Source organism: Enterobacter cloacae complex sp. 394I7, from assembly GCF_057320345.1.
In genome coordinates this window covers 2,131,402-2,157,105 of sequence record NZ_JBXWCR010000001.1, presented here as the reverse complement: position 1 = coordinate 2,157,105, position 25,704 = coordinate 2,131,402, and the positions used below count along the sequence as shown (strand labels likewise).

Here is a 25,704-nt window from a genome sequence, read left to right as displayed (position 1 = left end):
GGGAGGGGGAGGTGAGGCCATCAGGCCGCACACCCGGTAAACATCAATCCTTATCCGACGCGCTCAGCGTAACGGAGGAGAGATAGTTCAGCAGCGCAATATCGTTATCCACACCCAGTTTCATCATTGCTGATTTCTTCTGGCTACTGATGGTTTTAATACTGCGGTTCAGCTTCTTGGCAATCTCGGTGACCAGGAAACCTTCGGCGAACAGGCGCAGAACTTCGCTCTCTTTCGGAGACAGGCGTTTGTCGCCATAGCCACCGGCGCTGATTTTTTCCAGCAGACGAGAGACGCTTTCAGGCGTGAACTTCTTGCCTTTCTGCAGCGCAGCGAGCGCTTTTGGCAGATCGGTCGGCGCACCCTGTTTCAGCACAATCCCTTCGATATCCAGATCCAGCACGGCGCTCAGAATGGCCGGGTTGTTGTTCATGGTCAGAACAATGATCGAGATGTCCGGGAAGTGACGTTTGATATATTTGATGAGTGTGATCCCATCACCGTATTTGTCCCCAGGCATGGAGAGATCGGTGATGAGCACATGCGCATCAAGCTTTGGGAGGTTATTGATCAGTGCTGTAGAGTCTTCAAATTCACCGACTACATTCACCCACTCGATCTGTTCAAGTGATTTGCGAATACCGAACAGTACAATCGGATGGTCATCGGCAATAATTACGTTCATATTGTTCATGTATAAGGCTACCTTGCTACAGCAAGCTTTTGACGTAGGCGTCAATGTCGCTGATGTATTTTTCAATGCCAGAGGCATCTTTCTCACGAATTAGATGTTCCAGCGTTTCACATAACTGCTTGCCGGGAACCAGATTAAGCATGGCAAACACCCCTTTAAGCCGGTGTGCTGTCTGTGCCAGCGCTGCAAAATCATTCGCAGCGGACTCAGTATACAACCGCTTAACATCATCTGGTACTGTATCAACAAAGAGTGAATAGTATCCGCTGGCGTGAAGCTCGGCATTTTCATTGCCGCCTAACGGTGATTCCGCTATCTCTTCCTGCGCCAGTTGCTCTTCTATTAGTTGTAGTACAGCTTCCTGCATCGCATTGCTTATATTAAAGTTGACGCGCAGCTGGCCTGGGCCGATTTTTCGCACGCCTGGCTCATCATCGCTTAAAAGCAAGCCGGAGGCAGTAAGATTAGACGGATTATCAGTTAAAAACAGATCAAATTCTTGACTTGAGAGTCTTTCATCCGGCGTTATGCAGGCCGCGCCCCAGTTTTCTAACTGACGAACCACAATATTGCGGATCTCATTCGAGGTCACATCCACCATCACGACCACATCATCCAGCAGGCGTTCTTCGTCTTCTTCCTGTGGATTCGCCGCCATTTTAACGTGCAGTGAGTAACGCGTGCCAAGTGATTCGCGGGCCTTGATATTCAGATGGCCGCCGAGCTTACGTGCCAGCTGATCGCACAGCCAGAAGGTCAGGGCATTGGCCTTGCCGTAATGATCGCTCTGGGTGTCATTCAGGAACGGGAAATGCAGATTATCGATTTCGCTTGTCGTTACGCCTTCCCCGGTATCCAGGATACGGAACGTCAGGCGATCTTCAGCCGACTCGTCGGTACTGACTTCCAGGGTGATCTTGCCGATCTGGGTGGTGGTGACGGCGTACTGAATAATCATCAGCAGAATGCGACGCAGCGCTTCGCGATCGCCGTGACGTTCATCATTCGCCGGTAAATGGTTATTGATCAGCAGCTGCAGCCCTTTGCGCTTAATCACGGGCAGGACCTCAGGCACCACTTCATCGATCAGATTCTGGATAGAGAAGAGAGTCGGCGTTCCTTTCCAGAAATCATTTTCGAGCATATTCGCCAGCTGGATCTCATCTACCATGCGCACCAGCGAGTCGGCCTGGCAGGCAAGCTGATGACTTTCAGATGTATTCAGCGCCGCCGCCTGGGTCGCCAGCATTTTTAACGGCTTCTTGAAGGCATCACCAATATTTTGCATAAAGGCAGCGCGCCCCTGCTGGTTTTTCTCATACAGACGTTGTGCCTGCTTGAGCTTTTTATTCACCAGCACTTCACGATCCTGATCGCGGATGATGAAGATCTGCGTGCGGGAGGCGATCTGGCTGCGGAACTGTCGGATCTCATACAGCTCGTTATTAATGGTGGCCTGAATCACGCCCTGATGTTGATCCGCCATAGCGGTGATGTTCTGCAGATTGAGATGAGGCAGCAGGTGGTCAGCAATTTTATTGCTCATCACCGTACGGTTGGCTTCCTGATCGTGAACCAGCACCCCAAGCGGCAGCACGGAAATAATCTCTTCATTCAGCGCGCGCAACACGCGCAGTTCGTTACTGGTTCCTGCCGGGACCGGGGCGGCATCGCTTTGACGCCCTGACTGGAAGCGGAACGTGCTGTAGCCAAACAGCGCCAGCGCCAGCAGGCCGATATTCAGCAGCAGGGGCAGGAGGATATTTTGCAGCGTATCAAGCAGCAGGGTGCCGAACGGCACTTGCCACACCAGACGCATACCGGTTGAGTTCAGCGAAGAGGCAATTTCGATTTTCGATCCGTTAAAGGAGATCGATACGCTCTCTGCGGCCTCTTTATCCGATGCGGCACGCATATTCTGAGTGCTGCTGTCCGGCTCCAGACGGAAGCTGTCGAGCGGCATATCCGGTGGAATCAAGTCATTGATGGGCAAATCGAAGGCCACCACCGTCGCCAGATGGCCTGGCTGGTTAAAGGTGGTACGCAGCGTAAAGTAATGGCCATTCTGCCAGGCGAGGCGGCGCAGAGATGAGAAGCTCTCACGTTCATCAAGGGCGTTCGCCTGCTGCAGCATTTCTGCCCGGCGGGAATCGACAATGCTGCCCACGGTCGTCTCTTTGAAACCGGAAGAGAGGTCTTTTAGCGGCAGGGTTGAGATCAGGATCATGCTGTTGTCCTGACCGTTCAGATAGTACATCGACCACGGCACCGTCTCGGCACCCCAAAGGGTATCAAGATAGGTTGAGATGCGCTGGGTCATCTCAAGCGTTGCGCTGTCATGAGAGCCGAAGATCAGCGCTTCGGTTTTGCGCTGTGGTTTTTCCAGATAATAGACGTCTTGCTTCAGGCGAGTCTCCTGAAGCCCGTCTCCGGAGGAGGTTGCCGGCGCGGCCGCGATGTTGTCGTAAATCTGCCAGGTTGCATAGCGCCAGGTATCAATGCGCTTGTGGACGGCGTGGGTGATATCAACAACCTGATAGCTCTTGTCCTTCAGCCAGGCGTTAACCGCGCTCTGAACCATAACCCCCATTGTGACTAGCAGCACAACGATCAAAAGAAGAAAGAAACGGGTGATGCTCCCGGGTAAGAGGGAGAATTTGCTCGGAGCGGTAGTTTCAGTCTGACTCATTGATATCTTTAACCCGTAATGGTCGTGCTCTATGGCGATAGGGCAGTATAAAGGGTAATACCTGAATTTCCAGCGTCACGCTCTTTGAACCCGCCACTTTTTCGACTGACAATATCGGAGAACGCCATTGCATGAAACATGTACAAAGCGAGTGAGCGTGTACAAATAAAAAACGATACATACCGGTAAATAGCACGAATTAACAAGAAATTGAGATTTGCAGTAATGACGCGGTTCTCGAGGAGAGAGGAAACGAATTTAGTTAATAGTCGTTACAATTTCAGTGCGGTAGCACAAAAAAACGCATGCTACGTAAAGAAAGGTAAAAAAAAACCGAATGCCAGGCATTCGGTAGAATTAGGGATAAACAGACATTCAAATCTGAATGACGGTAATAAATAAAGTTAATGATGATAGCGAGAGTTATTTTAGAGATAACGGCCGATCTTGTTTTGTCATTCAGTGCTGTAAATATTTTTAATGTAGTTTACTGAATTTAAATGTTTTTTCTTCTCGCTTGATGATAAGTGCTAAATTCTTAAGCTCTCTGTGCTTTGTAAAAGTTCCTTGATATTTACATTTTGAAACATGTTTATCGTGAAATGAAACATTTTCAAAGTTTTCGTATCATATTCCCGTTGGATTATTCTGTAATTTTGCGGAGAATGAAATTGCCGACTGGTTAATGAGGGTTAATCAGTAAGCAGTGGCAATTATAAGGCATATAACAGAGGGTTAATAAAATGAAAGTTAAAGTACTGTCCCTCCTGGTACCAGCTCTGCTGGTGGCAGGCGCAGCAAATGCGGCTGAAATTTATAACAAAGATGGCAACAAATTAGATCTGTACGGCAAAGTTGATGGTCTGCACTATTTCTCTGACGACAAGAGCAATGATGGCGACCAGACTTACATGCGTCTTGGCTTCAAAGGCGAAACCCAGGTTAACGATCAGCTGACCGGTTACGGCCAGTGGGAATACCAGATTCAGGGCAACACCTCTGAAAGCGACAACCAGTCCTGGACGCGTGTGGCGTTTGCGGGTCTGAAATTCGCTGACGCGGGTTCTTTCGATTATGGTCGTAACTACGGAGTGATCTACGACGTAACGTCCTGGACTGACGTTCTGCCAGAATTTGGCGGCGACACCTACGGTGCAGACAACTTCCTGCAATCCCGTGCTAACGGCGTAGCAACCTACCGTAACCAGGACTTCTTCGGTCTGGTTGATGGCCTGAACTTTGCTCTGCAGTATCAGGGTAAAAACGGCAGCGTAAGCGGTGAAAACGATTCCGGTCGTAGCACCCTGAAACAGAACGGTGACGGTTACGGCGCGTCTGTGACCTACAACCTGGGCGAAGGCTTCAGCATCGGTGGTGCGATGTCTTCTTCTAAACGTACTGCTGACCAGAACGACACCACTAACCTGGCGCTGAAAGGCGAAGGCGATCGTGCTGAAGTTTACTCTGGTGGCCTGAAATACGACGCCAACAACATCTACCTGGCGGCGCAGTACTCTCAGACCTATAACGCAACCCGTTTCGGTAACTCTCAGAGCAGCAGCGACATTTACGGCTTTGCTAACAAAGCACAGAACTTCGAAGTGGTTGCTCAGTACCAGTTCGACTTCGGTCTGCGTCCATCCGTGGCTTACCTGCAGTCCAAAGGTAAAGACATCGAAGGTTATGGCGATCAGGATCTGCTGAAATATGTTGATGTTGGCGCGACTTACTACTTCAACAAAAACATGTCCACCTATGTTGATTACAAAATCAACCTGGTTGATGAAAATGAATTCACCCGTCAGGCGGGTATCGGTACTGATGATATCGTAGCGCTGGGTCTGGTTTACCAGTTCTAATCGCTTCATCGTGTGACAAAGGGGGCCTTATGGCCCCTTTTTCGTGCCTTTTCGGTTCTTACAATTCACCCTTTTGGTGTACTCTTGCCGCCCTGGCATGAGGATAATAATGAATGGACATGACTTTTTTACGCGCCAGCTTCCTGGCTATACTTTTTTTCCTGACAGCATGTGACTCTTCCACGCCTGTGGCCAAAACGGATGCTCCCGCGGCGACGGTGCTGGAAGGCAAAACGATGGGCACATTCTGGCGTGTCAGCGTGATGAATCTCGATAAGACACGCGCTGACGAACTTCGCAGCAAAATTCAGTCGCAGCTGGACGCCGACGATCAGCTTCTTTCGACCTACAAAAATGACTCTGCGCTGATGCGCTTTAACCTCTCCACCAGTACTTCCCTGTGGCCGGTGAGCGAAGCAATGGCCGATATCGTGACCGAATCAATGCGCGTGGGCTACAAGACCAACGGCGCGATGGACGTGACCGTGGGGCCGCTGGTTAACCTGTGGGGGTTTGGCCCGAACAAGCAGCCTGTCACCACACCTGACCAGGCGGCGATAGATGACGCCCGCGCCCGGACAGGGTTACAGCACCTGACGGTGATCAACCAGTACGGACAACAGTACCTGCAAAAAGATATTCCCGATCTTTTTGTCGATCTGTCGACGGTAGGGGAAGGGTATGCGGCAGATCATCTGGCCGCGCTGATGGCCCAGGAAGGTATTTCACGTTACCTGGTGTCCGTGGGCGGCGCGTTAGTCAGCCGCGGCATGAATGCCAGCGGTAATCCGTGGCGGGTGGCGATTCAAAAACCGACCGACCAGCAAAACGCCGTACAGGCGATTGTGGATATCAACGGTCACGGTATCAGCACCTCCGGAAGCTACCGTAACTATTATGAGCTCGATGGGAAGCGGATTTCGCATGTCATCGATCCGCAGACCGGCCGCCCAATCGCGCATAATCTGGTCTCGGTGACGGTCATTGCCCCCACCGCGCTGGAAGCCGATGCCTGGGATACCGGTTTAATGGTCCTCGGTCCGGAGAAAGCCAAAGAGGTGGTCCGCCAGGAAGGACTGGCTGTCTATATGATCACCAAAGAGGCTGATGGCTTCAAAACCTGGAGTTCGCCGCAGTTCGACAGCTTCCTGGTGAGTGATAAGAATTAAAAAGCAAGGTTGCGGGTTTTTAATCAGTGGCACTCGGGCACGCTGTATGTATGCTTGTAAGAGGAGCTGATGATGAAAAACCCGACCTTTACTACCGATGACGATCGCTGGCTGGCCGTGCTGGCTCGCGATCCGCGTGCTGACGATCAGTTTGTCTTTGCCGTGCAAACGACGGGGATCGTCTGTCGTCCGTCCTGCCGTGCCCGCCACGCGTTACGTAAAAATGTCCGCTTCTACCCCGATGTAGATCATGCCCTTCAGGCAGGGTTTCGCCCGTGTAAACGCTGTCAGCCGGACAAACGCGATCCGCAGGAACAGACGCTGGCAAAAGTTGAACATGCCTGCCGTCTGCTGGAGCGCGATCCCGCGTTAACGCTGGAAATGCTGGCGCAGCAGGTCGCCATGAGTCCTTTCCACTTCCACCGCTTGTTTAAGTCCGTTACCGGTATGACGCCTAAAGCCTGGCAACAGGCGGCGCGGGTACAACGCCTGCGTACCGCGCTTGCGCAGGGGAACAAAATTACCGATGCCGTGCTGGCCGCCGGGTTTCCTGACAGCAGCAGCTATTATCGTCAAGCCAACGCTGCGCTGGGCATGACGGCGAAGCAGTACCGCAAAGGGGATGTGGCGGTGCGTTATGCGATTGGTGAGTGTTCGTTAGGCCGTTGCCTGGTGGGTGAAAGCGAGCGCGGGATCTGCGCGATTCTGCTGGGTGACGACGATGCGACATTAACCGAGGAGCTTTTGACGCTGTTTCCCAAAGCAGAGCGAGAAACGCTGGAAGGAGAATTCGCCCGGCGTATTGAGCGGGTGATTAGCGCTATCGATGACCATACCGTGCCGCTGGCACTTCCGCTGGATATTCGGGGCACCGCTTTCCAGCAGCGTGTGTGGCAGGCGCTTCGTGACATTCCCCGCGGTGAAACGGCAAGTTATCGCCAGGTGGCGCAGACGATCGGTAGCCCAGGCGCTGTCCGTGCGGTGGCGGGAGCCTGTGCCGCAAATAAACTGGCCGTTATCATCCCCTGCCACCGTGTTGTTCGTCACGACGGTGCGCTTTCGGGCTACCGCTGGGGGACAGAACGAAAGGCGTTGTTACTGAAACGTGAGGCAAAGAACCCGGAGGGATAATGCTCGATCTTTTTGCGGATGCGGAACCCTGGCAGGAGCCCCTTGCGCCCGGCGCGGTGATCCTGCGCCGCTTTGCGCTTTCCCGCGCGGCGGCGCTGCTTGCCGGCATCGATGAGGTGGCGGCGGTCTCGCCGTTTCGACACATGGTGACGCCCGGGGGGTACACCATGTCGGTGGCGATGACGAACTGCGGAGAACTGGGCTGGGCGACAAACGCGCAGGGCTATGTATATGCCCCGGGCGATCCTGTAACCGGCCAGCCATGGCCGCCGATGCCTGACGTTTTTCGGGCGCTCTGCCATGACGCCGCCGTTGAAGCGGGCTATGCCGACTTTCGCCCGGATGCCTGTCTGATTAACCGCTACGCCGTGGGGGCAAAGCTCTCGCTGCATCAGGACAAGGATGAACCCGATCTGCGCGCGCCGATCGTCTCGGTATCCTTAGGCCTGCCCGCGGTCTTCCAGTTTGGCGGATTACGCCGTAACGATCCGCTGAAACGGCTCATGCTGGAGCACGGTGATGTGGTGGTTTGGGGCAGGGAATCGCGGCTTTTTTATCACGGCATTCAGCCCCTCAAACCGGGAGTACATCCTCAGACCGGCGAGTTCCGTCTTAACCTGACGTTCCGGCAGGCATCCCGTGGCCAATAAAAATAAGAATTATTCTTGATGTAACCGTCCGGCAGTTTAAACTGCTGGCTGATTTTTATTGCCCGGATTGCCTGCATGCAACTACTTCTCCTCGTCTGGCGTCAGTATCGCTGGCCCTTCATTGCCGTCATGGCGTTAAGCCTCGCCAGCGCCGCGTTAGGTATCGGCCTGATCGCGTTTATTAACGTGCGCTTGATTGAAATGGTCGATACCTCACTCGCCGTCCTGCCGGAGTTTCTTGGCCTGCTACTGCTGTTGATGGCGGTGACGCTCGGCTCGCAGCTGGCGCTGACGGCGCTGGGACACCATTTCGTTTTCCGTCTGCGCAGTGAATTTATCAAGCGTATTCTGGACACGCAGGTAGAACGCGTTGAGCAGCTTGGAAGTGCCTCCCTGCTGGCAGGGCTGACCAGCGACGTGCGCGCCATTACCATTGCCTTCGTTCGTCTGCCGGAGCTGGTGCAGGGCATTATTTTGACCTTTGGTTCGGCGGCGTATCTCGCCTGGCTCTCCACAAAAATGCTGGCGGTCACTGCGCTGTGGATTGTTATCACCATCTGGGGCGGTTTTCTGCTGGTGTCGCGCGTCTATAAACACATGGCGGTGCTGCGTGAAACCGAGGATAAGCTCTATAACGATTACCAGACCGTGCTGGAAGGGCGTAAAGAGCTGACCCTGAATCGCGAGCGTGCCGAGCATATCTTTAACCATCTCTATATTCCCGATGCCCGCGAATACCGGCATCACATCATTCGCGCCGATACCTTCCACCTGAGCGCGGTGAACTGGTCGAACATTATGATGTTGGGCGCCATTGGTCTGGTTTTCTGGATGGCGAACAGTCTGGGATGGGCGGATACCAACGTCGCGGCGACCTATTCACTGACGCTGCTGTTTTTACGTACACCGCTCCTCTCCGCCGTGGGCGCATTGCCAACGTTGCTGAGCGCTCAGGTGGCGTTTAACAAGCTCAATAAATTCGATCTCGCACCGTTTAAAGCCGAATTCCCACGCCCGCAGGCCTTCCCGAACTGGCAAACCCTGGAGCTGCGTAACGTCATGTTCCGCTATCAGGACAACGCTTTTTCCGTCGGACCAGTAAACCTGACGATTCATCGCGGCGAGCTGCTGTTCCTGATTGGCGGTAACGGTAGCGGGAAATCCACGCTGGCGATGCTGCTCACCGGCTTATATCAGCCGCAATCGGGCGAGATTTTGCTGGATGGCAAAGCGCTGAGCGCGGAGAAACCTGAGGACTATCGCAAGCTCTTCTCGGCGGTCTTCACCGATGTCTGGCTCTTTGATCACCTGCTCGGGCCGGAAGGGCAGCAGGCTAACCCTGCGCTGGTGGAGAAATGGCTTGGGCAACTGCAGATGTCCCATAAGGTTGAGCTTCAGGACGGTAAAATCCTGAACCTGAAACTCTCGAAGGGGCAGAAAAAGCGCGTGGCGCTGCTGCTGGCACTGGCTGAAGAGCGCGACATCATCCTGCTTGATGAATGGGCGGCAGACCAGGACCCGCATTTCCGCCGCGAGTTTTATCAGGTGTTACTGCCGCTGATGAAGGCGATGGGCAAAACTATTTTCGCCATCAGCCATGACGATCACTACTTCATTCATGCCGACCGTCTGCTGGAGATGCGCGACGGCAAGCTCAGCGAGTTGACCGGCGAGGAGCGCGATGCAGCGTCTCGTGATGCGGTAGCGCGCACGGCCTGATGTCTCGTCTGACCCTCTCCGACCGGGAGAGGGGATAAAATCGCGGCCGATGTGCCGCTTTTTTATGCATCCCGTCCCGTTGTTTATTCTTATTTACATATCCCCGCGCTATGCTTAATGCCATCTCATTTCATGGATTTATGATTGATGTCGGTATTAAAGAAAAACAGCGCCCGGCAGCGTGACCAGGAACGTGCGCGTCTCATCTGGCTTCTCACGACCGATAAAGCGGTCACGTCTTCGTTACTGGGCAAACTGACCCTGGCTGAGCAATATGATGTCGGCACTTTAGCCGACGATATTGCTGAGGTAGGTGCACTGGTTGCCCATTTGCCTCCGCCCGACCTGGCGGATACCCTCGAAGCACTTCCCTCGGAAGAGCGTCACGCCCTGTGGCGTCTGGTGCAGGATCACGAGCGCGGGCAGGTGCTGCTGGAGGCGTCGGAAAACGTCTGGGATGATCTTATCGATGAGATGAGCGACCGGGATATTCTTGATGCCCTGCAAACGCTGGATATCGACGAACAGATTTACCTTGTTCAACACCTGCCGCGTAACCTGACCGGCCGACTGCTGGCCTCGTTGCCTGCCGATGAGCGGGCGCGCGTGCGCCAGGTGATGCACTACGATAAACACAGCGTTGGCGCAATTATGGAGTTTGGCGTCATCACGGTGCGCCCGGACGTCACGCTCGGCACGGTGCAGCGTTATTTACGCCGCCTGGGGAGTATGCCCGACAACACCGATAAACTGTTCGTGACCTCGCGGGATAAAACCTTGCTTGGTGAGCTGGAGCTGAAAACGATCCTGCTCAACAGCACTCAGCGGCGGGTGAGCGAGGTCATGGAAAACGAGCCGATGGTCTTCTCGCCGGAGGATGACGCGGAAAAAGCCGCGCGTACCTTCGAACGTGACGACCTCGTGAGTGCGGCGGTCGTGGACTCGGTCGGCAAGCTGATGGGACGTCTGACAATCGATGAGATCGTTGACGTGGTCTACGAAGAGACCGATAACGATCTGCGTGCGCTTGGTGGGATCAGCGCCGAAGATGACGTCCATGCCTCCGTGGGCAAGGCGGTCAAAACCCGCTGGGCCTGGCTTGCCATTAACCTCTGTACCGCGTTTATCGCCTCCCGCGTGATTGATGGCTTCGAACACACCATTTCGCAGCTGGTCGCGTTAGCCTCGCTGATGCCGATTGTGGCCGGGATAGGCGGCAACACCGGCAACCAGACCATCACCATGATTGTTCGCGCGCTGGCGCTGGAGAACATTCAGCCGGGTAACTTTGCCTTCCTGATCTTCAGAGAGATGGGCGTGGCGCTGATTAATGGCCTGGTGTGGGGCGGAATTATGGGCGGCATTACCTGGTGGCTGTACGACGATATGGCATTAGGCGGCGTGATGATGCTGGCGATGGTGCTGAACCTGCTGGTTGCGTCGATGATGGGCGTCATCATCCCGTTGACGATGACAAAACTCGGGCGCGACCCCGCAGTGGGGTCGAGCGTCATGATCACTGCCATCACCGATACGGGCGGCTTCTTTATTTTTCTTGGGCTGGCAACGCTTTTTCTTCTTTAACCCGACGCTTAATTCGGGCGGGAAGGAGTGCCATCACGATAATCCCGCCCAGCACGCCAATGGCCAGGTTACCGGTTGATACCGTGGCTGCAACGGTCACCAGCATCACGACCGTTTCCGCAAGGGGGGCATTTTTCACCGTCGCGGGCTGCAGGCTATGCCAGCTGAAGGTTTTGACGGCGACAATCGCCATAATCCCGGCCAGCACGGCCATCGGGATGCGGGCCATCACTTCACTCAGCGCCGTCACCAGCACCAGAAGCACCAGACCGGCCGCAACAGTGGAAATGCGGCTGCGGCCTTTGCCCATCTCCACGTTGACGATGGTTTGACCAATCATGGCGCAGCCTGCGATACCGCCATACCAGCCGGCCAGAATGTTACCGATGCCCAGACCAATGCTTTCGCGGCGCTTGCCGGACGGGCTCGCCGTCAGCTCATCCACCAATTTTGCCGTCAGCAGCGACTCCAGCAGACCCACAAACGCAATGCTTAATGCGCATGGCCAGATAATGCTCAGCGTATCGGTGTTCAGCGGGACAAGCAGCTGCGTCAGCCCGGGCAGGCCACCGCTCATGGTGCCTTCGTCACCCACGGTCGGCAGGATTTGCCCGGTGGTCACGGTAAACAGGGTTAACACCACAATGGCAATAAGCGGCGCGGGGATACTTTTGATATAGCGGGGCACCCAGAGGACGATCAGCAGCGTCAGCACGAACAGGCCCACAATCAGCGGGCTTCGGCTCCAGAAATGGGGAACCTGGGCGAAGAAGATCAAAATACCGAGCGCGTTAACAAACCCGGTCATCACCGACTGCGGAATAAAGCGCATCAGTCGCGCCATGCCGAGCACGCCGAAGAGGATCTGGATCGCCCCGGCCAGCAGAACGGCCGGCAAAATGTACTGCACGCCATGCTGATGCACCATCGGGCCAATCACCAGCGCCACGGAACCCGCTGCCGCCGTGACCATTGCCGGGCGGCCGCCGAGCACGGACAGGGCAAGACACAGCACCACGGAAGCAATCAGGCTGACTTTAGGATCAACCCCTGCGACGACAGAAAACGAAATCACTTCAGGAATAAGCGCCAGGGCAGTAATCACGCCTGCCAGCGTTTCACGCATCAGCAGCCGGGGAGAGCGTAACACCGAGGCGACATGGCCTTCATGGGGTAAAGAAGAATCGGGTAATGACATAACACTTCGCAGGTTAGGGCAGGCTTCCGTGCGCGCGATCACAAAACGCAACATACTAGCCAGAAAAGCCGCCTTTTGCCAGCCGCATAGGTAATCCCTCACAAACAATCCATCATTAAATTTCACAATTACAATAATTTCTTAACCTTTAAACACCATTTAAAAGTTGTTACCGTTCCCGCGCAGCTTTTTTCACCTGCAATTTCCACGCATCACGCACTTTTACACTAAGGCATAAATTATGAAAAAAATGACTGCCATGCTCTTGTCTCTGGCCGTGGGGCTGAATACCGTCTCAATGGCGGCAAAAGCTGACACGCCAAAAGAGCAGGAAACGGACGTCCTTTTAATTGGTGGCGGTATTATGAGCGCCACGCTGGGAACCTATCTGCAAGAACTGCAGCCGGACTGGTCTATGACCATGGTCGAGCGCCTCGATGGCGTGGCGCAGGAGAGCTCGAATGGCTGGAACAACGCCGGTACGGGCCATTCGGCACTCATGGAACTGAACTACACACCGCAGAAAAAGGACGGTTCCATTAGTATCGAGAAGGCGGTTGAGATCAACGAAGCATTCCAGATTTCTCGCCAGTTCTGGTCTCACCAGGTGAACAGCGGCGTAATGCACGATCCGCACTCCTTCATCAACACCGTGCCGCACATGAGCTTTGTGTGGGGCGAGCAGAACGTTAACTTCCTGCGTGCGCGCTATGCGGCTCTGCAGCAGAGCACGCTGTTCCGCGGCATGAAATACTCCGAAGATCACGCGCAGATTAAAGAGTGGGCTCCGCTGGTCATGGAAGGTCGTGACCCGAACCAGAAAGTCGCCGCGACCCGTACTGAAATTGGTACTGACGTGAACTACGGCGAAATTACCCGCCAGCTGGTAGGTTCCCTGCAGAAAAAAGAGAACTTTAATCTGCAGCTCAGCACCGAAGTGCGTGGCTTTAAGCGCAATGCGGATAACAGCTGGAGCGTGACCGTTGCCGATCTGAAACACAATGAAGAAGAGCACGTCATCAAGGCGAAGTTTGTCTTTATTGGTGCGGGCGGCGCGGCGCTGAAACTGCTGCAGGAAACCGGTATTCCGGAAGCGGACGATTACGCAGGCTTCCCGGTGGGCGGTCAGTTCCTGGTGTCTGAAAACCCGGAAGTGGTGAATCGTCACCTGGCAAAAGTCTACGGTCAGGCTTCCGTTGGTGCGCCACCCATGTCCGTTCCGCACATCGACACCCGCGTGCTTGACGGTAAACGTGTGGTGCTGTTCGGGCCATTCGCGACCTTCTCCACGAAGTTCCTGAAAAACGGTTCCCTGTGGGACCTGCTGAGTGCGACCACCACCTCTAACGTTAAGCCCATGATGGACGTCGGTCTGGATAACTTCGATCTGGTGAAATACCTGATTAGCCAGGTGATGCTCTCTGACGATGAACGCTTTGAGGCGCTGAAAGAGTACTATCCGCAGGCGAAGAAAGAAGACTGGCGTTTGTGGCAGGCGGGTCAGCGTGTACAGATCATCAAACGCGATCCGAAAGAGGGCGGTGTACTGCGTCTGGGTACCGAAGTGGTCAGTGACAAAGAAGGCACTGTTGCTGCGCTGCTGGGTGCGTCACCGGGGGCTTCTACCGCTGCGCCAATCATGCTGCATCTGATGGAAAAAGTGTTTAAAGACAAAGTTGCCAGCCCGGAATGGCAGGCAAAACTGAAAACCATTATTCCTTCTTACGGCACTAAGCTGAACGGTAACGTTGACGCGACGGAACAGGAACTGGAATACACCAGCCGCGTTCTGCAGCTGCAATATGTGAAGCCGCAAGCTGCTGCTGACGCAGCACCAAAGGCAGAGCTGAAGCCTCAGGCGGAAAACAAACCGGTCGCGGATATCGCACTCTGATGTGAAAAAGCCGGGTAGCGTTAGCGCTTACCCGGCTTATTAAACCGCACAGTATCATGGCCGGGTCAGGCGAAATCGCCACACGGCTTATCCTTAACGGACTTCTGCGGTGCCCGTCTCTTCTTCCGCCTTCCACACGCGATATTTCACTTCCACGTTTGCAGGCGTATAAACGACGATTGGCAGCTTGCTGTTATAGCGCAGCAGACTGTTGTCACCCAGATACGCGGTAACAAATTTCTTCTCTTTCTTGCCATCCGGGCAGGCCATCATGGTCGAAACCGGAGACGTCACTTTATCAAAGACGTAATAGTCGTAGCCCCAACCTTCCAGGGTTTTGCTTTCCAGCTGACCGCCCAGACGGTGCTGGTTGCAGTCCACTTCCAGCGTCTGGCCAATTAACAGTTCCACTTTGAAATTCGCTTCATCCTGCTGAGCGGGTAACTGAATGACCTGACGCTTCATCCCTTTTTCCGCTTGCGGATAAGGCGCTACTTTTTCCAGAGGCTGCGCTTTAGGGGTGTCGCTGGCGAAAGCGCTGGTGCTAACGCATGCGGCGGCAATCAGGGCAATGGCAAATTTAGGTGCTTTTTTCACAGTCATTCCTTTATGTCAAACTATCAGGCACAGGTTAACATAATGTTCGTGAATGGTTAGTGTAATTTACTTACATTTTCAATATTGGCAGCGCATAAAACTCTATTCATGCGCAATGAGTGGTTGTTTGTACTGCATTGGAGTCTGGTGGCAGATCGTGTTATTTTAAGCGCCACATAATGTTATTCATCTGTGAAGGGAAGAGAGAGATGGTACGTGCAAAACTGAAAACACCTGAAGGCCGCAAGTTCCTGTTGGCGCTACTGGTTGTGTTTATGATTGCTGCCGCGTGCGTTGGGCGGGCAACCATTGTTGGCGTTATTGAACAGTACAACATTCCTCTCTCTGCCTGGACGACCAGCATGTATGTCCTGCAATCAGCGATGATCTTTGTTTATAGCCTGGTGTTCACCGTGCTGCTTGCCATTCCGCTGGGCATTTTCTTCCTGGGTGGGCGTGATAAACACTAAACGCCTTTCCTGCGATAAAAAAGCCAGCCTGAGCGCTGGCTTTTTTATTGGCTCGTTGTTCTTCCTCAGGTTTTTAATCCGTCGTATCCTATTCTGTAAGCAGTCAGGCCACTATTTTCAGAGCAGGAGTTACAGATGCTTTCCAGATTTACGGTACTCAGCCGGATCCCTCGTGGGGTCTGGGTAGTGGGTGGCGTCAGTATGTTGATGGACATCTCGTCAGAGAGTATTCACAGCCTGCTTCCACTGTTTATGGTGACTACGCTTGGAACGAGCGTGTTGGTTATCGGCCTGATTGAAGGACTCGCGGAGGCTACCGCTCTCTTTATCAAAGTCTTTTCGGGGGCGATTAGCGACTATCTTGGCAAGCGTAAAGGGCTGGCGCTACTCGGGTATGGCCTCGGTGCGCTGAGCAAACCCTTTTTCGCCCTCGCATCCTCTTCGGGGATGGTTTTAGGCGCGCGCCTGATGGATCGTGCGGGGAAGGGGATCCGCGGTGCTCCACGGGATGCACTGGTCGCAGATATCACCCCGCCGGAACTGCGTGGGGCGGCATATGGCCTGCGTCAGTCTATGGATACCACCGGCGCATTTCTGGGGCCACTACTGGCCGTGGGGTTAATGCTGCTGCTACACAATGATTTTCGCGCGGTTTTCTGGATAGCCCTGATCCCCGGCTTTCTTTCGGTTGCGCTGCTGTATTTCGGCCTGAAGGAGCCGAAAACCCCTGTCGAACATAAACGCACTAATCCCATCAAAAGAGAGAATTTAACGCGGCTGGGAAAATCGTGCTGGTGGGTCATTGGCCTGGGGGCGGTATTCACACTGGCACGTTTTAGCGAGGCTTTTCTTGTCCTCCGTGCGCAACAGTCTGGCGTTCCCCTGGCCTTAATCCCGCTGGTGATGGTGGTGATGAACGTGATCTATTCTTTCTCGGCCTATCCGTTTGGCAAACTCTCTGATGGTATGAGCCATACCCGGCTTCTGCAGTGGGGGCTAGTCGTATTGATTGCCGCTGATGTTGTTCTGGCCCTGAGTACCCACTGGACCGGTATTATTGTCGGCGTTGCGCTCTGGGGCATGCATATGGGGATGACTCAGGGGCTGCTGGCCGCGATGGTGGCCAAAACAGCACCTGCGGATTTGCGCGGTACGGCGTTTGGTCTTTTCAGTCTGGTCAGCGGGGTCGGGTTACTGATGGCCAGCGTGGGTGCCGGCGCTATCTGGGAACTGTGGGGCGCAGAATATATCTTTTATGCCGGCGCGGTGATTTGTTTGCTGACGCTGCTTTATCTGCGTAAAACGCCTGCCGAAGTGCGGTAAGAATACGGTTATTAAAATGCTTTTCTTTTTTTAGTCGTACGAATCTGGGCTGGACAGCATTTATGCTGTCCAGCCCTGTCATCAATTGCAATAAATTCCTGCCTCTGTAATTAGCCCCCCCCGCTATACCGCCACGTTGTTCAATTATCACACCTCTTATCGCGTGAAATCCGGGCATGTATTCCTCTCTGCATTGCTGACGGTGTCTGGCTTGGGGCCACACCAGCTATGCAGGGACAGGGCGCTTTATCCAGAGGAGGTATGCTTTCGTTACGTCAATGCACGTGCACTGAAACATTATTTCACTTTTTTATGCAGGATAATGAACCGGAAAAATTCACCATCTGAGTGTTATCCACTAAAAAAATGATTTGTTGCGATAACAATAGAGATGTTTTGAAGCGAATTAACAGGGAAATGTAGGGGCTGAGTTGATTGTTATTTCTACGATTTGAATTAGGGATATTGATAAATATCAAAAGTGTAATCGTTTACAGTCGTTATTATGCGCGGTTTGAAGTGCTTGTTTCGTTTGTTGAAAAAAGTCCCCGACATGTGCCGGGGTAGTTAATTGTTGTTTCTGTTTTCCCTTAACATAAATTAAAGGTAATTATTGTAATGAACCGCCATTCTATCATTTCTTTATCCGTAATAATTGCGCTTTCATGCGGAAGTGTGAACGCCTTCGCTTCTAATTTCATGACCATGGATGAAAAAGCCACTGCTATTCAGTCGATTCGCAATGAAGCCAATCAGGCCATGGAGGATAAGCAGGCTGCATTAAAGGCTTACAATGCCGACCGTTCACCTGAAAATATGGCCCGTTTAGGGGACATCGAAAACAGCTTACGCACTGCAGGCGATCGTATTAATGCAGTACAGGCAACTGAAATGGCTCCCGATGCGCCGCGACCTGTAACACAAAGAACGCCGCAACCCCTGCAGCAGAAAACGCCACACATTACGGGCACGACTTACCGGAACGCTGTAATTTCAATGCAGCAAGTCACAACAGGGCCAGCCTTACCTGCAGGAACTGCCGTTAACACCCCTGACGCCACCAAAATGTCTGCAGTGGCTGCGCCACAAATCACAGGCACAACTTACCGCGCCGCAGTGGTGTCTATGCAGCAAGCGACAACAGGTCCAGCCTTACCCGCTGGCACGGCGGTTACTGCGCCCTCGCTTACTCATACTCCAGCCACCACGAAAGCACCTGATAACGTTACAAGTGTTGCCATAACAAAAGACACGGGCTCGATTAACGTTGCTGTGTCCAGTATGAAGCCGGGGACGCCTGTGAATATCACGGTTAATGGTGTCACTACTACCACCACCGCAGGGGAGATCGCCAAAGTCGATCCGAATGTGCAAATCGCAGTTCCGCATGTAGACGCGTTGATCGTCTCTCAGCGTCAGGGAAGCGATCATAGCCGTAATAACTCACGGCATGAGCATGGGACGGGGAACGGCAGCAACAATGCAGCCAACAGCAACAGCGCCCACGGCTTAGGCGGTGGCAATCATATTGGTGGTGGTAGCGCTCAGTCTGGCTCCAGAAACGTGGGTCACTGGTGATAGTCAATCTCTTGATGGGGTGGTTTTTGGGGGTTGTCAGTGGCTGGTGTATGGCTGGAATAGTGGCAAACCTGAAAGAAATCAGGCGACAACATGTCGAATTTGGGAAGTATTTTAAGTGAAACCCTTAAAAAAAGCGTTACTGATGAAAAAGGCTCAGTGGACATTCTTCATTCTGGCAGCGGTGACTACAACAGCATGTAGCATTGCTTCCCAACCCGAAACGGATGCATTGAGCACCCGGCCTTTCATGGGGGGAAATGGTAAACGTGTTGCGGCAATGTCAGATTTTCAAATCTGCGAGGCGTTGGGCTATGCACAGGCCCACCACGAAACGAAAGTTTACAACACGCTTTCCGCATTGTTGGAGCAACGCCAACAGGCGGGCACGCTCAGGATCGCTCAGGGTGATTGCACCGCAGCAGCGCTAAACGTCATCAATGAGGAAAAGGCCAAAGTGAAACCGTAACGCATCAGGGGGCCTAAACGGGCCCCTTTTTTTCCAGTGAGTGACATGACACCCCTTTCCCTTTGCAGAAATAAAAAAACAACCCGGAAGGGTTGGTTTTCAACAATATGTTGGTCGGAAAAACGCTTCTTGGGGATGTCCTCATGTGGCTTATGAAGACATTACAAACATCGCGGTGTGTTAATCAAGGGGGATCAGGGCAGGGTTTGATATGTAGTAGCTAAGACTCGTTTTGGCAGTTTCAATACACCGAACCAAACTTAATATGGCAGTAAACGCTCAATCGCGACGTAACAGATTTGGACTTACACTCGCAGCCCATTCACACTTACTCGTGGCAGATCAATTACTGTCTTAATGCTTGTTTCGATGCAGTCAATGATGGACTCACGAGGCCCGCAGCGCCAGTCTGCGCTCGCGTAGAAAGAATTAAGCACCGTATTCATATTTTCAATACTTTCAAAGGCTCGAATGAGATAGTAGCAATCAAGATCGTGCAGAGAGTTACCAAATGACACCACATCGATGCCATGGCGTTGATGTAGGGGAACGCTAATTTCTGCCATGACGTTATGAAAAAATGCTCCGGTGCCTTTGTGTAAATTGTATTGCAGTATCTCGACTGTTTTCATCATCACTGCTCCAGACGTTGGTTTATCGCACTAAGTCGATTGTCCAATGTTATTGTGTTACACAAAGGAAAATTATCAGCTAAAGTCCGCGCCAGTACATTCGATATGAGGGCTTCAAAGAAATTTATTCATTTGTAAGCCACATATCAGACTCTTCAAACATATCCTCCAGCATGCGGTTCAACTTTTCACGATCGCTTTTACTGGCATCGCTATTGAGTCCGTTAGCCTGCATAGGCTTAACCTTCACTTCAGCATCAGGGAAGATGTTATGCACTCGCTTCGTAAGCTCGGCCAATATAATTTCTCTGGCTCCATCCAGACCCTGAACATTTCGCTTATCGTAAACCAATTCAACAAACATAAAACCTCCGTAATAACTTCAAGTGGGGGAGGTATTTTTACTGTAAAAATATACAGCGTCAAGCGTGGCGGAGTGTTTTAAGGGGGGTTGTCGACCGTTGGTGCTGAAACTACAGGTAATGATTCCCATCAGAAATGATGCAATAAAAAAACCAGCCATAGGTGGCTGGTTTTAAAGAGTATTTTTGGTCGGCACGAGAGGATTTGAACCTCCGACCCCCGACACCCCATGACACCCGCATAAATAGCTTCTAAGCCGCGCCATTACTGGCTTTCACATCATTCGACTGTATAAGCAAACAGTGAAATTTACGCATTATCTGCACTATACACATCAATGACTTAAGGTGTGGTTTCGCCATTGGTTATCCTGCCTTGATCTCACCATGTGGAACCATAACCCAGTCAATATGATTACTGGTATATATCTTCGTTGATTTGGCATCACTATGTGCCATCCTGCCCTGAGGGTCGATACCCTGGCTATCAAACAAGTGAGCGGCAAGAGCCCTGATCTCATGAAAGGTTGGACGCTCATCCATTGGAAGATGATCACACAACCCAAGTTTGTCACGCAGTGCAGAGAACGAACGGCTAAGATAATCTGGCGCTACCTGAGTAGGGTGCGAAACCTCTTTACTGCGTTTGTTATTTCGTTCTGGTATACGGTGAACAACATACGGACTGGCAACACTATCCCGGCTATCGTCAATAATCCTCTTCAATTCCTCTCCAATTGGGATCGCTACGTGCGATGCTTCTTTCTTTTGCACCTTCTGGCGGTGAATGTACAAAGTTCCGTATATCCCGTTTTCAGGTTGGTCTAACCATACACATCCACAAACGCCGTTCTTCGGTTCCCTTATCGAATATTTTATTCTTGAAACTTCTAGACGAGCATGTGTCGTTTGAAGGGCAAGGTCCATTGCGGTTCTTAACCATGGTTCTGCTGCGTTTCTAATAGCAATAAAGTTATCCAGTGCGAGCCTTTTGCGCTTCTTATCTTCAACGCGGCGCATTTTTTTACGTGCTGCCGGGTTATCCATCATTAATGATTCGTCAACAGCATAAGAGAACAATTTTTTGAGAAAGCTCACTTTCCTGTTTTGAACGTTAGCTGAAGCATCAGCATGGTAGCGGTTAATAAACTGGTTCACATGCTCAAGCTCAATGTCACAAGCAGGGATATCGATAAAAAATTCCTTAACCCTGATAGCGTCATTATTCCAGTCATCCAGGGTACTTTGTGATGGTTTTTCATCGGCTACGGCACGCGCCATAATGCGATCAATATGATGGCTGAATGGTTGTGCTTCTCCATTAAGTCCGCCTGAGTCTCTAATCAGGCTTTCAACGGACGGGACCGTTTCAGGCCTCATTCTGAGGTTATATTCTTTGGCAATGGCGATTGCCATTACGCGATCAGTTCCAATGCTTTTACGTTTCCCGGTTATAAGTGTAAAGCGATATTGTCCGGTGGCTTTATCATAAAGCAGGAAGTCAGGGAGATTTCGGTTTTCCCTTTTACGTGGTCTTGCGGCCATGTTAATCCTCTTGAATTAACTGACGAACTCTTTCACTGACCATTGAGTCAACGCCCCATTTTTCTGAGGAACTTACAAGGATCGTTCCATCTACGATGCGACCCTGAAGCTTACCGTTTTCAATCCAGCGTTTGATAGTTCTGTTATCTGGAACTGAGCCAGGTTCAAACTCTCGCTTTCCCCATAGACTCGCCTTCATCAACTTGGCCATGGCTATTCTCCACTTAACCGGCTGCACCCGGCTATCTTTTATAGAAAATGCATGATGAACAACCACCACGGAGCCCATCATTGCAGGTACGACATCTTTTTGTTTCGGTGTAATAAAGCTGGTGGGCCATCTCTTTAGGTATGAGCACCGGCATGGGTACGCGGATAACCAGCTTTTTGAGCCTGTCGATTTCTCCGGCCAGTTCCAGCAGGCGGGATCGGCAATCCTCTGCCTCTTCTCGCCACCAGGCAACATCGGCTTTGAGGCGGCGCAAGCGCCGCTGTTTGAGTTTGCTCACCATGGCAGCCACCCCAGTTGCTGCAGGGCACCGATTGCCAGCAGCACGAACATAATCGCGTCGAATGGGTTAGGCATGGATATTCACCCTGATAGCGAAGACCTTCACCGGATCTGGACCGAAGTGTGGATGCGTTATCACCTTTACCTCGTAGCCAGCATACGGAACATCGATGCGCTTGCTCAGGTCATCACGCTTCGGATAGCCGCGGGTGATAATCAGGCGGTCAAAGCGACGAGGTAATTGCTGGTTATGGCCATGTGATAGCCTGCGGCACCAGTACGGATTAACCAGGCGATACTCTTCTGTTTTCTCGCCGGACTTCATCTGGTCGAAGTATTCACCGTTAACTGCCAGCTGGAGGTTAGCCATTCTTCACCTCCTGCTGCGGTGCTGCTGGGTATCCACGCAGTCGAAATATCTCCGCTATCAAAATAGATACCGCCTTGGCCTGCACCGGCTCCGTGTAGTTACCGCGCTCTCCGAACACCTCGTCAAGCGACAGGAAAAACTCCTGAGCATAGATGCTTTCAGGGTCCTGAAGTGCGCAGTCTGCGTTGAATTTTACTGTGTCGAGATACCTCAGTTCAGGCAACTTGTAAGCCGTCGTTACAGGTTCGGCACTCTGAAGCATGGCGGCGCGGCAGGCTTCCCACGCAGCCCATTGCTCCCTGGCCGGTAGGTGTGCGTACAGGTCAGGATGCCACTTGTTGCGTTCAATATTCGCCATGCAGTTTTTTTCAAATAGCTCGCGTGATTTTGCTTCATCCATCACAGATACCGGCGCTGGCGGGGCGGTGTAGAGCTTGTCACCAATTTTCAGTCCAAGCTCTTTCGGCGGGCGGTAATAGACCAGTGTCCATGCTCCGTTGATGAATGCCACCGGATCTGCACGTTCCTCCGCTTCGAGCGAAGCCAGCGCGATACGCGCCAGCTCCAGTTCTTCCTCAAGCTCTGCGCGTGAATCAGAGAAAGCGGCCTGTGTGACGGCAAATTCCAGACTCTTCACCTTTTCTCGCGCGCGTTCGCGTAACTGTTCTCTGGTAATAGTGCTCATGGGTTAGTCCTCCCCGTCAGCCGTTCGCGGAGCGTTAACTTGCGTGACAATCTTTCGTGGTCAGCAATCTCAACCACAGTGAATGCGCATTTGTCGAAGGTGCTTTCTCGCTTATGCTTCAACAACACTGCTTCGTTGTAGGCCGATTCTCTGTCAGTTGCGCCCAGTTCATGCACGTCAAACCCATTACTACTGACGTGCCAGCCGTGAATTACTGCTATATAGCGAGCCATGCTCACTCTCCTTTACCGGTGCCAGCAACACGGGCGTAAACAATTACGCCGTCTTCAGGACGTTTGCGCGGAAGGTAAATTTCAGGGCGAGGCCACAGAGCTATGAACCGCGATTCTCTGCCCTCAAGCCGTTGAAAGGCCTTCTGACTCATTACCCCCACAGTGCGAAGCGATTTCTCCCGCGCCTCCAGCTCAGCAATCCGCTTCTCTGCGGCTTCCAGCTTTTCACTGTTCGACTCTGCCGTTTTTCTCCACGTCGCACTGATTCGCTGTTCTGCTTCCAGCTCATCCAGCAGCGCCAGAACAGCATCAGGCGTTGCTTTTTCGTGGAAGTTGTCAGCATCACATCCCCAGTCATCGACAGTCTTTGCATGTATCGCAGCTTTTCGTAATGCGCGTTTGTCGATGTTGCTCATGGGGCAGCCTCCTTCACGTCAGCACGCAGATGGATTTCACGTCCGTCTGGAAGCGTGAAAACTTTGATGTCATCTGTATGCACCAGGTAATGCGCAACGGCGTGCAGTGCTTCATCAGTAACGTCAAACTTGTCTCCCACGAACTGACGCACACCTTGCGCCAGCCCTTTAACTGCACGAGATCGCCCAGCGTAAATACGATTGGTGATTGGGCTTTTAATAACGCTGATTGTATTGCTCATGACTGCACTCCTTTCACTGCCAGGTACGTATACATTGCTTTATCGACCAGCTTTGTGTTGTGGTATTTGGCGATCGCCCAGGTGATGGCAAACAGAATCCAGCGGAAGTGGCTGGTGTAGGTCTTGAACGTCAGCCCGTCGCAGATATCCCACGCACTCCAGTTCTCGGGCCAGTCAGCCTCATAAACTGCCTGATATGCTTCCCAGTCATTGCTAAACCCGCGATTGCAAAGTTCGCGGTAAATCTCGCGGACCTTCGCCTTGTCGCTATCTGGTTCGTCGTCGTCATCGTCCCAATCTTCGTCTTCCTGCTGTTCGCTTTCAGAATCTTCAAGATAACGGGCTTTCCTGCGTCACGACAGCGCTGATATACGCGGAATATTGAAGACCAGATTGGCTTTACCAGAGCAATTGATGTTGCGCCTGGACAGTACGAAATAAGGATGAGAAGGAAGGACCCGCCTGCTGGTGGCTCAACGCGAGACCAGGTTTACTGGCAGGCTTTACGCTCAAGACTCGCCAAGCGGCCAGCAAGCTATCGGGATATAACTACTCTGGCGCTAAGCATCAGGACAGGTAACCGCCTCGGGGCTCAATCTGACAGGCGGGTGAATGTAACTCCAACACGTCAATATAACGAAGGTAGCCCGCGCAGCATAAGCGCTGCCCTGTACCATGTACTTAAGTCTCTTGGGTATCAGGATAACGAAATAGACAGGTCTGCAATTGATTCTCTTGAATCAACGTACTGGACGCCGCGTGGGGAAACATTTGACTTTGCAACGACGGATACTATTTCTGCCCTTGATATGCTGAAGACCATCACCGGTGCCGGGATGGGTTATTTCCTCCTGTCTGAAGGTTTGGCATCGGCTGGAAGAGAAGGTATCAAACCATGGACAGGAATAATAACTCCACAGGAAACCACATCTGAGCTAACAACTTCGTTCAAGGCTCCTAATGAAGATGATTACGATGGTGTAGATGTTACTTATATCAACGAACTGACATGGGCGGAAGAAACCGTACAATGCCGCCTGCCTGGTAACCCGTCTCCGATAAAAGTTGAAAACTTTCAGCTTGATGGCGTCCTTAATCAGGACAGGGCATATAGAATAGGCATGCGGCGTTTGCTCGGTTATCAGCTGCAAAGGCTATCACACGATACATCCACAGAAATGGATGCTTTGTGTTACCAGTTTATGGACAGAGTCATTTTCACCGATGACATACCTGGAAACCAGACGTTAAGTTGCCTGATTGAGGATATGAGTTACAACAGCAGCACCATAACCTTGAGGCTTAGTGAGACGCCAGACTGGAGTTTTCCAGACCCAAGAGTAATCATCAGGGACCAGGAAGGTAAAGCTTCAGCATTACTCGTTCCCACACGAATAGACGACTTTACTCTAACGGTACCTTACTCATCTGCATTATCGCCAGAAACATGGATCATTGATGACCCAGCAGTAGAGCCATTACGTCTAATGTTCTGCTCATCTACCCGTATAGGTTATGACACCCTGATAGGGGAAATATCTCCGGGAAGTGATGGCACAAACGATGTAACGGCCATTCAGTACAACCCAGCAAAATACCAGTATGACGACGCCACTTATCCTGGTGATATCGTTTAAACGGAAATTAATATAAAACCCGCTTCGGCGGGTTTTTTTATGCCCGG

The 25,704-nt window shown here is 52.2% G+C and carries 26 protein-coding genes; 12 read left to right on the top strand and 14 right to left on the bottom strand.

All coding sequences use genetic code 11. From position 1 onward, the window contains the following. Positions 1–43: 43 nt before the first annotated feature. Positions 44–694 (bottom strand): response regulator transcription factor RcsB, encoded by a 651-nt coding sequence (gene rcsB, locus AC2FAP_RS10430; RefSeq protein ID WP_006176468.1) that lies wholly within the window; start codon positions 692–694, stop codon positions 44–46. A gap of 16 nt (positions 695–710) precedes the next feature. After that, entirely contained in the window at positions 711–3,383 is a 2,673-nt protein-coding gene (gene rcsD, locus AC2FAP_RS10425; protein WP_020883163.1) for a phosphotransferase RcsD, read from the bottom strand. Between the two features lie 743 nt (positions 3,384–4,126). Here rcsD and AC2FAP_RS10420 point away from each other — a divergent pair. From AC2FAP_RS10420 to mgtE, 6 genes are all read left to right on the top strand, one after another. Further along, a complete protein-coding gene (locus AC2FAP_RS10420) occupies positions 4,127–5,242 on the top strand; it encodes a porin OmpC (RefSeq protein ID WP_014170959.1) in 1,116 nt (371 codons plus the stop codon). A 113-nt stretch (positions 5,243–5,355) separates the two neighbouring features. Next, positions 5,356–6,411 (top strand): FAD:protein FMN transferase ApbE, encoded by a 1,056-nt coding sequence (apbE, locus tag AC2FAP_RS10415; RefSeq protein ID WP_014170957.1) that lies wholly within the window; start codon positions 5,356–5,358, stop codon positions 6,409–6,411. Between the two features lie 72 nt (positions 6,412–6,483). After that, on the top strand, positions 6,484–7,542 hold the full coding sequence (gene ada, locus AC2FAP_RS10410; RefSeq protein WP_032678594.1) for a bifunctional DNA-binding transcriptional regulator/O6-methylguanine-DNA methyltransferase Ada: 1,059 nt from the start codon (positions 6,484–6,486) through the stop codon (positions 7,540–7,542). Continuing rightward, positions 7,542–8,192, top strand: coding sequence for a DNA oxidative demethylase AlkB (gene alkB, locus AC2FAP_RS10405; RefSeq protein ID WP_020883168.1), 651 nt, complete (start codon positions 7,542–7,544; stop codon positions 8,190–8,192). Before ada ends, alkB begins: the two co-directional genes overlap by 1 nt. Positions 8,193–8,267: 75 nt before the next feature. Beyond that, a complete protein-coding gene (locus AC2FAP_RS10400; RefSeq protein ID WP_049023597.1) occupies positions 8,268–9,911 on the top strand; it encodes a multidrug ABC transporter permease/ATP-binding protein in 1,644 nt (547 codons plus the stop codon). Positions 9,912–10,058: 147 nt separating this feature from the next. After that, positions 10,059–11,495 carry a magnesium transporter gene (mgtE, locus tag AC2FAP_RS10395; protein WP_149376362.1) on the top strand — a complete coding sequence of 479 codons (1,437 nt, stop codon included), beginning with the start codon at positions 10,059–10,061 and terminating at the stop codon, positions 11,493–11,495. On the opposite strand, the gene AC2FAP_RS10390 is transcribed toward mgtE, so the two are convergent. Continuing rightward, positions 11,458–12,747, bottom strand: coding sequence for a SulP family inorganic anion transporter (locus tag AC2FAP_RS10390; protein WP_047742943.1), 1,290 nt, complete (start codon positions 12,745–12,747; stop codon positions 11,458–11,460). The two genes, mgtE and AC2FAP_RS10390, sit on opposite strands and share 38 nt — an antisense overlap. 187 nt (positions 12,748–12,934) lie before the next feature. On the opposite strand from AC2FAP_RS10390, the gene mqo reads away from it, so the two are divergent. Continuing rightward, entirely contained in the window at positions 12,935–14,587 is a 1,653-nt protein-coding gene (mqo, locus tag AC2FAP_RS10385) for a malate dehydrogenase (quinone) (RefSeq protein ID WP_138014043.1), read from the top strand. 93 nt (positions 14,588–14,680) lie between these two features. Here mqo and eco read toward each other — a convergent pair whose 3' ends face one another. Next, on the bottom strand, positions 14,681–15,184 hold the full coding sequence (gene eco, locus AC2FAP_RS10380; protein WP_025203609.1) for a serine protease inhibitor ecotin: 504 nt from the start codon (positions 15,182–15,184) through the stop codon (positions 14,681–14,683). Positions 15,185–15,393: 209 nt separating this feature from the next. Between eco and AC2FAP_RS10375 the strand changes: the two genes are divergently transcribed. The 4 genes from AC2FAP_RS10375 to AC2FAP_RS10360 all read left to right on the top strand — a co-directional run bounded on the left by AC2FAP_RS10375 (position 15,394) and on the right by AC2FAP_RS10360 (position 19,024). After that, positions 15,394–15,654 (top strand): DUF2534 family protein, encoded by a 261-nt coding sequence (locus AC2FAP_RS10375; protein ID WP_010433451.1) that lies wholly within the window; start codon positions 15,394–15,396, stop codon positions 15,652–15,654. 135 nt (positions 15,655–15,789) lie between these two features. After that, the gene (locus AC2FAP_RS10370; RefSeq protein ID WP_449541819.1) at positions 15,790–16,977 is read left to right on the top strand and encodes an MFS transporter; all 1,188 of its coding nucleotides are present in this window, start codon (positions 15,790–15,792) and stop codon (positions 16,975–16,977) included. A 618-nt stretch (positions 16,978–17,595) separates the two neighbouring features. After that, the gene (locus tag AC2FAP_RS10365; protein ID WP_032678589.1) at positions 17,596–18,555 is read left to right on the top strand and encodes a hypothetical protein; all 960 of its coding nucleotides are present in this window, start codon (positions 17,596–17,598) and stop codon (positions 18,553–18,555) included. 118 nt (positions 18,556–18,673) lie between these two features. Then, the gene (locus tag AC2FAP_RS10360; RefSeq protein ID WP_449541820.1) at positions 18,674–19,024 is read left to right on the top strand and encodes a hypothetical protein; all 351 of its coding nucleotides are present in this window, start codon (positions 18,674–18,676) and stop codon (positions 19,022–19,024) included. A 305-nt stretch (positions 19,025–19,329) separates the two neighbouring features. Here the strand turns inward: AC2FAP_RS10360 and AC2FAP_RS10355 are convergent, their stop codons facing one another. From AC2FAP_RS10355 to AC2FAP_RS10310, 10 genes are all read right to left on the bottom strand, one after another. Further along, positions 19,330–19,656 carry an NIPSNAP family protein gene (locus AC2FAP_RS10355; protein WP_449541861.1) on the bottom strand — a complete coding sequence of 109 codons (327 nt, stop codon included), beginning with the start codon at positions 19,654–19,656 and terminating at the stop codon, positions 19,330–19,332. 124 nt (positions 19,657–19,780) lie between these two features. Next, positions 19,781–20,020, bottom strand: coding sequence for a DinI family protein (locus AC2FAP_RS10350; RefSeq protein WP_014170944.1), 240 nt, complete (start codon positions 20,018–20,020; stop codon positions 19,781–19,783). A gap of 364 nt (positions 20,021–20,384) precedes the next feature. Next, the gene (locus AC2FAP_RS10345; protein ID WP_221696892.1) at positions 20,385–21,563 is read right to left on the bottom strand and encodes a phage integrase Arm DNA-binding domain-containing protein; all 1,179 of its coding nucleotides are present in this window, start codon (positions 21,561–21,563) and stop codon (positions 20,385–20,387) included. Between the two features lies 1 nt (position 21,564). Then, positions 21,565–21,774, bottom strand: coding sequence for a hypothetical protein (locus AC2FAP_RS10340; RefSeq protein WP_180251493.1), 210 nt, complete (start codon positions 21,772–21,774; stop codon positions 21,565–21,567). Between the two features lie 31 nt (positions 21,775–21,805). Then, positions 21,806–22,075, bottom strand: coding sequence for a hypothetical protein (locus AC2FAP_RS10335; protein WP_485452927.1), 270 nt, complete (start codon positions 22,073–22,075; stop codon positions 21,806–21,808). 66 nt (positions 22,076–22,141) lie between these two features. Further along, complete coding sequence (locus AC2FAP_RS10330; RefSeq protein ID WP_485452926.1) at positions 22,142–22,444, bottom strand: ASCH domain-containing protein; 303 nt, start codon at positions 22,442–22,444, stop codon at positions 22,142–22,144. Next, entirely contained in the window at positions 22,437–23,129 is a 693-nt protein-coding gene (locus AC2FAP_RS10325; RefSeq protein ID WP_485452925.1) for a hypothetical protein, read from the bottom strand. The genes AC2FAP_RS10330 and AC2FAP_RS10325 overlap by 8 nt, the downstream gene beginning before the upstream one ends. Further along, positions 23,126–23,362 carry a hypothetical protein gene (locus tag AC2FAP_RS10320; RefSeq protein ID WP_485452924.1) on the bottom strand — a complete coding sequence of 79 codons (237 nt, stop codon included), beginning with the start codon at positions 23,360–23,362 and terminating at the stop codon, positions 23,126–23,128. Before AC2FAP_RS10320 ends, AC2FAP_RS10325 begins: the two co-directional genes overlap by 4 nt. A gap of 2 nt (positions 23,363–23,364) precedes the next feature. Continuing rightward, entirely contained in the window at positions 23,365–23,778 is a 414-nt protein-coding gene (locus AC2FAP_RS10315; RefSeq protein ID WP_485452923.1) for an ead/Ea22-like family protein, read from the bottom strand. After that, positions 23,775–24,020, bottom strand: coding sequence for a DUF7446 family protein (locus tag AC2FAP_RS10310; RefSeq protein WP_485452922.1), 246 nt, complete (start codon positions 24,018–24,020; stop codon positions 23,775–23,777). The genes AC2FAP_RS10315 and AC2FAP_RS10310 overlap by 4 nt, the downstream gene beginning before the upstream one ends. A 380-nt stretch (positions 24,021–24,400) precedes the next feature. Between AC2FAP_RS10310 and AC2FAP_RS10305 the strand changes: the two genes are divergently transcribed. Beyond that, a complete protein-coding gene (locus tag AC2FAP_RS10305) occupies positions 24,401–25,657 on the top strand; it encodes a host specificity factor TipJ family phage tail protein (RefSeq protein WP_485452932.1) in 1,257 nt (418 codons plus the stop codon). Positions 25,658–25,704: the final 47 nt, after the last annotated feature.